Origin of the sequence: Streptomyces sp. NPDC004111, from assembly GCF_042874215.1 — a bacterium.
Lineage (GTDB): Bacteria > Actinomycetota > Actinomycetes > Streptomycetales > Streptomycetaceae > Streptomyces.
Map to the genome: position 1 here is coordinate 22045 of NZ_JBIAMU010000044.1, position 6000 is coordinate 28044.

At 72.0% G+C, this 6000-nt stretch carries 8 protein-coding genes; 6 read left to right on the forward strand and 2 right to left on the reverse strand.

Annotation, left to right across the window (positions count from 1 at the left end):
• Positions 1–228: 228 nt before the first annotated feature.
• Positions 229–1152: a helix-turn-helix transcriptional regulator gene (locus tag ACFYVL_RS43955; protein WP_389255680.1), complete on the forward strand. Its 924-nt coding sequence runs from the start codon at positions 229–231 to the stop codon at positions 1150–1152.
• Positions 1153–1637: 485 nt separating this feature from the next.
• The gene (locus tag ACFYVL_RS43960; RefSeq protein ID WP_389255682.1) at positions 1638–2285 is read left to right on the forward strand and encodes a hypothetical protein; all 648 of its coding nucleotides are present in this window, start codon (positions 1638–1640) and stop codon (positions 2283–2285) included.
• Between the two features lie 248 nt (positions 2286–2533).
• On the opposite strand, the gene ACFYVL_RS43965 is transcribed toward ACFYVL_RS43960, so the two are convergent.
• Positions 2534–2764 (reverse strand): hypothetical protein, encoded by a 231-nt coding sequence (locus tag ACFYVL_RS43965; protein ID WP_389255684.1) that lies wholly within the window; start codon positions 2762–2764, stop codon positions 2534–2536.
• Between the two features lie 701 nt (positions 2765–3465).
• On the opposite strand from ACFYVL_RS43965, the gene ACFYVL_RS43970 reads away from it, so the two are divergent.
• From ACFYVL_RS43970 to ACFYVL_RS43980, 3 genes are all read left to right on the forward strand, one after another.
• Complete coding sequence (locus ACFYVL_RS43970) at positions 3466–3846, forward strand: hypothetical protein (protein ID WP_389255686.1); 381 nt, start codon at positions 3466–3468, stop codon at positions 3844–3846.
• A 106-nt stretch (positions 3847–3952) separates the two neighbouring features.
• Positions 3953–4327 (forward strand): hypothetical protein, encoded by a 375-nt coding sequence (locus tag ACFYVL_RS43975; RefSeq protein ID WP_389255688.1) that lies wholly within the window; start codon positions 3953–3955, stop codon positions 4325–4327.
• 69 nt (positions 4328–4396) lie between these two features.
• A complete protein-coding gene (locus tag ACFYVL_RS43980; protein ID WP_389255690.1) occupies positions 4397–4822 on the forward strand; it encodes a hypothetical protein in 426 nt (141 codons plus the stop codon).
• Between the two features lie 130 nt (positions 4823–4952).
• On the opposite strand, the gene ACFYVL_RS43985 is transcribed toward ACFYVL_RS43980, so the two are convergent.
• Positions 4953–5150: a hypothetical protein gene (locus ACFYVL_RS43985; protein ID WP_389255692.1), complete on the reverse strand. Its 198-nt coding sequence runs from the start codon at positions 5148–5150 to the stop codon at positions 4953–4955.
• 176 nt (positions 5151–5326) lie between these two features.
• Here ACFYVL_RS43985 and ACFYVL_RS43990 point away from each other — a divergent pair, with 176 nt between their 5' ends.
• The gene (locus ACFYVL_RS43990; protein ID WP_389255694.1) at positions 5327–5638 is read left to right on the forward strand and encodes a hypothetical protein; all 312 of its coding nucleotides are present in this window, start codon (positions 5327–5329) and stop codon (positions 5636–5638) included.
• Positions 5639–6000 lie beyond the last annotated feature (362 nt).

Below are 6000 nucleotides of genomic sequence, written 5' to 3' on the forward strand. Positions count from 1 at the left end.
AGCACTTTACGAACACGTAAAGTGCTTTACAACCCCTCGGACCGGACCGGTTCCACGTTCACCCTCAGGGGTGATTCCGTCCTCGCGCACACGTGCGGGTATCTAGCCGCACGCCCCCAACTCGCCCCGGAATCAGCCCACTTGACGCTGTTCCTGCCGGTCTGTCATGTTCTGTGCCCATCGAGCCGGGCCAATCCAGTGCCCGGCGGAGCATGAGGAGTGAGCGCCGTGGACAACACCGAGACCGAGACGGAGGCGGGGGCAGTGGTGAGCCTGGCCACGATCGCGCGACGCCTGGGGGTGGGCTACCCGGCCGTCGCCAACTGGCGCCGCCGTCACCCCGACTTCCCCCCGCCGGTCCACGGGGCAGGGACGCAGGAGAGCCCGCGGTTCCGTGCTGAGGAGGTCGACGCCTGGGTGCGCGCCCACGGCAAGCACCCGACCGGGCACCCCGTGGTGACCTGCCACTGCGGCACGGCGCCGACCGGCACGGCCACGACCGGTACGCCCACAACCGGCAGGCCCACGACCGGTTCGGCGTCTGTGCCCTCGCCGCTGGTGGCCGCCGACCGGGCCCGGCACGCCGGGGACCTGGTGGGCGAGATCGGGGCACTCACCGGCGGGGCTGCCCGGCTGGAGAGCGCGCCGTGGGCGCCGACCCGTGCCGGTGACGTCCTGGTCGTGACGTACGAAGCGCACGAGGGCACCGGCCCGTTCACCGAGACGTACGAAGTGTTCGCCGGGTCCGCGCCGTGGCCGGACGCGACGGAGTTGCGTCTGGTCGCGCACACCGCGCCGGACGCCGACCTGGCCGGGTGGTTCGCCGGGGTGCAGGACGCCCCGGACGCGGACGTGATCGAGTCGGCGTGGATGGAGGCCGGCCCCGCCCGCCTCGCGGTGCTCCGGCACGGCTACGTCCTCCACCAGGGCCGCCATGCCCAGTTGCCCCCGCGCGATGTCGACGCCATCGCGGCCGCGAGCCGGTACGTCAAGCACGGCACCGCCCCGGCGGGCGGTGCCTACCCCGGGTGCGTCTGCCCCAAGGAACCCTGCGGCGGCGTCACCACCCCGCAGGCGGGGTGTCCCGAGCACGACCGCGAGCCCGTCCAGCTCTGGCACTGGGCGGCCGAATGCCCGGCGAAGGGGGCATGACGATGTGCGAGGACTGCGGAGGATCCATCTGCCGGGACTGCGGCGGCCACTACTGCTGTGAGCCCTGCCCCTGCGGAAAGTCCCACAACTGCGAATGCGAGTGCAGCAGGTACGACCGCTACCTGACGCACGCCGAATAGCCGGTGCGGGGCGCACGCCCCGCACCGTGCGGTGCAGCAAGAAGGGCCCGGCCACCACAGATGGCCGGGCCCTGCCCCTGCAAGCGGACGGCGCCCATACCGCCCCTTCCTGAAAGGGGGGCGGGTAGCACAGGGCGCCGGCCTACCAGAACACACCACCCGCGAAGGGCATTGCGCATACACAGTGTGCCACGCACCCCCACAAGTGCGGCAAGTCCACTACAGTTTTCATGACGCGGTGTGTGCCGCGCCGACTCGCCCTCACCCCTTGGGAGTTGCCGCATGATCCGTGCCGGGCGCACCGCCCACGTCCTCACCTCCGCAGACCTCGCGAGAAGCGAGGGAATGGCACTCGGGACGTGGCAGAACCGCAAGCGCGCGAAAGCCGAGGGGCGGCCGGCCCCCGTCAGCAGCCCCGGCGCCCGGGTCGTCCTGTGGGACGCAGAGCAACAGGCGGCGTGGGCCGCCGGGAGGGACGTCCCGCCACTCCCGCAGGAGGACCAGGAGGAGGACCTCCTCGACCGCCAGGAGGCCGCCGACCTCCTCGCCGTCACCGCCCGCACCTGGGACTCCTACGCCCGCGACACGGCAGAACTGCGCGCCGCACGCCGCACGGTGTGCGGGGTGGAGCACTGGAGGCGGGGCGAGATCCAGGCATGGGCAGCGGCACGCCCCGGGGACGCGGGCAAGCGTGCCCGGGGCGGCCGGCCGCGCGGGACCGGCGACCTGCTGCCGCGTGAGGAGATCCGCCCCCGCGCCGCCGCACTCCTCGCCGCGGACCCGACGGTGACGGCCTCCGCGGTCGCGGACGCCATCGGCGTCCACCAGGACACCGCCACCCGCACACTGGCCGCGCTCCGCGCGGACGCGGTCGCGCAGCTCCTCGACGCCGACCCGTCCCTCACCGCTACCGACATCACGGCCCGACTCGGCTACCCGACCCGCACCGCCAGGAGCGCACTGGCCGCCGCCCGGGGGCGCACCACGGACTGAACCACCCGCCCACCGCCCCGCCGTTCACCCGCCGCCGTCGCCCCCGCCGTCCTGCTCCTGGCCGTGGCCCTGGTCGTGGTGCTCCTGGCCGTGGTCCTGGCCGTGGTCCTGGTCCTGGTCCTGGTCCTGGTGCCAGGACGCCACCAGGTCCCACCGCCCGCCCGCCCCGCGCCCCGGCCCAGGGGCGCAGAGCCGCACGGACCGGGGCGCAGCAGCCCGCCAGCCCACCGGGAGCGGCCCGGGGGTGATCAGCCCACCGGCGGCTTGGGCGTGGCCGCCCGCACCAGGCTGGCCAGCCAGACCGCAGTGTCGGGACTGAAGCACGCGTCAACGGTGCCCGCGATCTCCTCGCCCGGCGCCACGAGGTGGGAGACATCAGCCCCGGCAAGCGCCAGGTGCAGTTCGTGGACGGCTGGCATGACGGGGGTCAGGTACTCGAATTCATCCTTGGAACCGACGTGGGACAGGGCGGGTTTCATACGGTCTCCGATCGATGCTCCGTGGTGCCGGCCGACGCCCGGCACCCGTTCAACGCACCCGCACACGGTGCGGGTGCGGGTGCGGCGCCCCCGGGGGGAGCAGCGGCGCGGAGGCCGGGGGAGCAGCGCGGCCTAGCCGAAGCGGGCCACCAGGGGAGCGGGGGAGCAGCACGGCACAGCCGGACCCGCGCGGACCGGCAGGGGAGCAGCGCGGGCCACCCCAGGGAGCAGCGCGGGCCAGCGGGGGAGCAGCGCGGGCCAGCGGGGGAGCAGCGGCGCGGCCCGGGGGCGCAGCGCGGGAGGGGGCGCAGCGCGGGTCACTGCCTCTCATTGCGCGCGCTCTGCTCCGCAGAGACGACGCGGGGCCGCTACGCGGCCCGTCCCTTGCTCGCTCCGCGATCAAGTACGCCGGTCCCCTCCGGGGCCCTCCGGGGCCGCTGGACAGCCGGAGGCCCAGGGGGCCGCCCGCTGTGTGATCGGCCCTCAGGCGGGCGCTCCGCGCCCTGTCGGGGCAGGGGTGGACAGCTCCGCAGTCCACGGGGCGCGAGGCGGGCGAAGGGCGGGTGACCTGCGGCGATTCACCCGGACGGAGGCGCCGAAGATCCTTGCGCCGTGAGGGAAGTGCGGTACTGTTTTCTTGTCGGACCGAGTAGCACCGGCCCGACACCCAGACACCACCCACCCCACCGAAAGGCACCACCATGCCGGGACTCGTCTCCCTCACCACTGACGGCCTGATCGACCACTGCCCCGCCACCCCCGGGGACACGGTCGCGCTCATCACGGCGTCCAGCGGCACCCACCGCACCCTCACCGTCCCCGCCACCGCAGAGGGCATCGTCGCCCACGTCCAGGACGACGGCGACGCCTCCCCGCTCGCCTCCGCGCTCCTCGGCGAGCCCATCCGGGGACACGTCCTCTTCAGCGGGCCGTCCGTGGCCCTGCTGCATGACGACATGTACCGCTTCCTCAGCCTGGAGGACGCGATGCTGCTCGCCACCCTGCTCATGGACGCAGCCGACGCCACCGGCGCCACGGTCACCGCGATGTCCTCCACCGGCGTCGCCACCTACGGCGGCTAACACCCCACCACACGGCGGGTGATGCCCCACAGCATCACCCGCCCCCCCCTCACGGCCCGCGTAGCACCGGGCCGCCCCCAGACACCCCCACCGAAGGGAAACCCCTGTGTACCTGTACCTCCTCGACACCAACGGCTACACCACCACCATCGAGGCCGGAGAGATCGCGCTCCCGATCCAGGCATCCGCCGACAAGGCCGCCTACCCCCTCCACCCCCTCCGCACCATCGGGGACATCGTCCTCCACGGCGTCACCGACCCCACCGAAGGACTCCCCCACAACATTCTCGGAACCGTCATGTGCGGCACCGACGGCCCGGACAAGGTCTACGGCAGCGTCCTCCTCACCGGCCTGCCCGACGCACGCGGATGCCACCACGTCCTCACCGAGGACACCGCCCTCACCGCACTGGACCTGATCGACACCGCCCGCGATGCCCTCCGGCAGAGCCTCGTCATCAAGCCCCGCGACCGCCGCTGACCCCCGCCCCACGGTGCGCCCCGCCCCGCCGGGGCGCACCCCCCACCTCCCGGAAGTAGGACACCACCCGTGCATGTGACGCTCTGCTGGGAAGAGACCGAGGCGACCGCCGTGCAGCGCTGGACGGTCACCGCATCATGGCGCCGCCACCGCCTCTACGTGGCCCACCACAAGGGCGTATGGACCATCGCCCGCGAAGAGCCCCCCAGGGGCAAGACCCCCTCCCAGTGGCCCAAGACCGGCCAGGTCCGCCGCACCGACCGCCGACCGATCCGCACCCGCGCCGAAGCGGAAGCCCTCATGATCGCCAGGGTGCACGAGCGGAGCGCCCACGAGGACCACGTCCGCGCGATCATCCAGACCGCCGCCACACGCCCCGCCCCGAAGTGGACCCCGGCCCGCACCCCCCGGCCCCGCACCGTCCCGACCGACCGCACCCCCGCCGACATCGTCGCCGCATGGGGCGACGCAGTCACCCACCAGCACACCGACTAGCCCGCCCCACGGTGCGCCCCTCCCACGGGGCGCACCCCCTCCCCGCGAGGCAAACAGACCCCCACCAGGAATTCAGAAAGCGGGAAAAAGCCTGATCCCCATCAAATGCGGGACGTGTGGCGACCACACGTCACACCTCGAAATCCGGCCCGACTGGCTCTTTCAGTGCGACAAATGCGGAGCGCTCAAGTGCGCCTGCGACATCGACCTCGACGGCGAAGAGGTATGGGCCGTCGACGCGGCCGGAAATCTCGGCTACGTCACCGACCCGGCGGTTTCCATCCGGGAAATGCAGGAAGCCATGGACGACTACATGGGATACCCCCACGACTCGTACGGAGAGCTGGAAGCACTCCGGAATTTCCGAGACGCGGCACACGCCCTACAAGCCGCCTATGAGGCCGGAATTCCCTACCCCCGGACGCCCATTCCGCCGACCCGCCCCATGGCCGACAGGGGCAAGCCTCTCCCGCACTGGCCAGGACTGACAGAGGAGCTGGACGCGTGACCACCAAAGCGAAGGTGAAGGTACCCGCCGCAATTCTCGACCTGATGGCCGAAGCCGTCGAATGGTCAGACCGGTACGCAGAAGAAATCGACCAGTACACATGCAAGGGCCGGGAAACCGACGAATGCCCCTGCGGCGGTGAAGACGGCGGATGCGGGTACTCATTCGACCTCGACGCGTCCGACGACGTCGATTACTACTTTGAGGCGGACGCAGCCAAGACGCTCGAAGTGTTCGCCACCATCTACCGGCACAAGCTACGCACCGGCCGGTGGCCAGAGGGTATGGACGCTGACAAGACAACGTAGCCGGACCTCATTTTGACGCACCGGCAGATGCCCAACTCCCCCGTTTATCGGCGGGGGAGTTGGGCACGTCTGGTAGTAGATATCCTGGAACCAACCAAGCGGGCCACCAAGTTTGACGCACGTCCCAGACGGTCATCCGGTCTGCGCCAGACCTATCCGTTCTGCACCAACCCCGGCCACCCCACCCCGTAGCCAGCCGCCCGCGAGAGCGGGCCCAACTCCCTTGCGGAGCAGGGGAGTTGCCAGCGCGGAGCGCTGGACAGCAACCGGCGCAGCCGGTTGCGCCGGAGGACGCGAAGCGGCCACCGGCAGCGCAGGGCCACGGAGTGGACCGGCGTCCTCGGGCGCGGAGCGCCCGAGGG

Coding starts and splice junctions, on each gene's coding strand:
- ACFYVL_RS43960 (WP_389255682.1), top strand. CDS start 1,638: ATGGCACTCGGGACGTGGCAGAACCGCAAGCGCGCGAAAGCCGAGGGG.
- ACFYVL_RS43965 (WP_389255684.1), bottom strand. CDS start 2,764: ATGAAACCCGCCCTGTCCCACGTCGGTTCCAAGGATGAATTCGAGTAC.
- ACFYVL_RS43970 (WP_389255686.1), top strand. CDS start 3,466: ATGCCGGGACTCGTCTCCCTCACCACTGACGGCCTGATCGACCACTGC.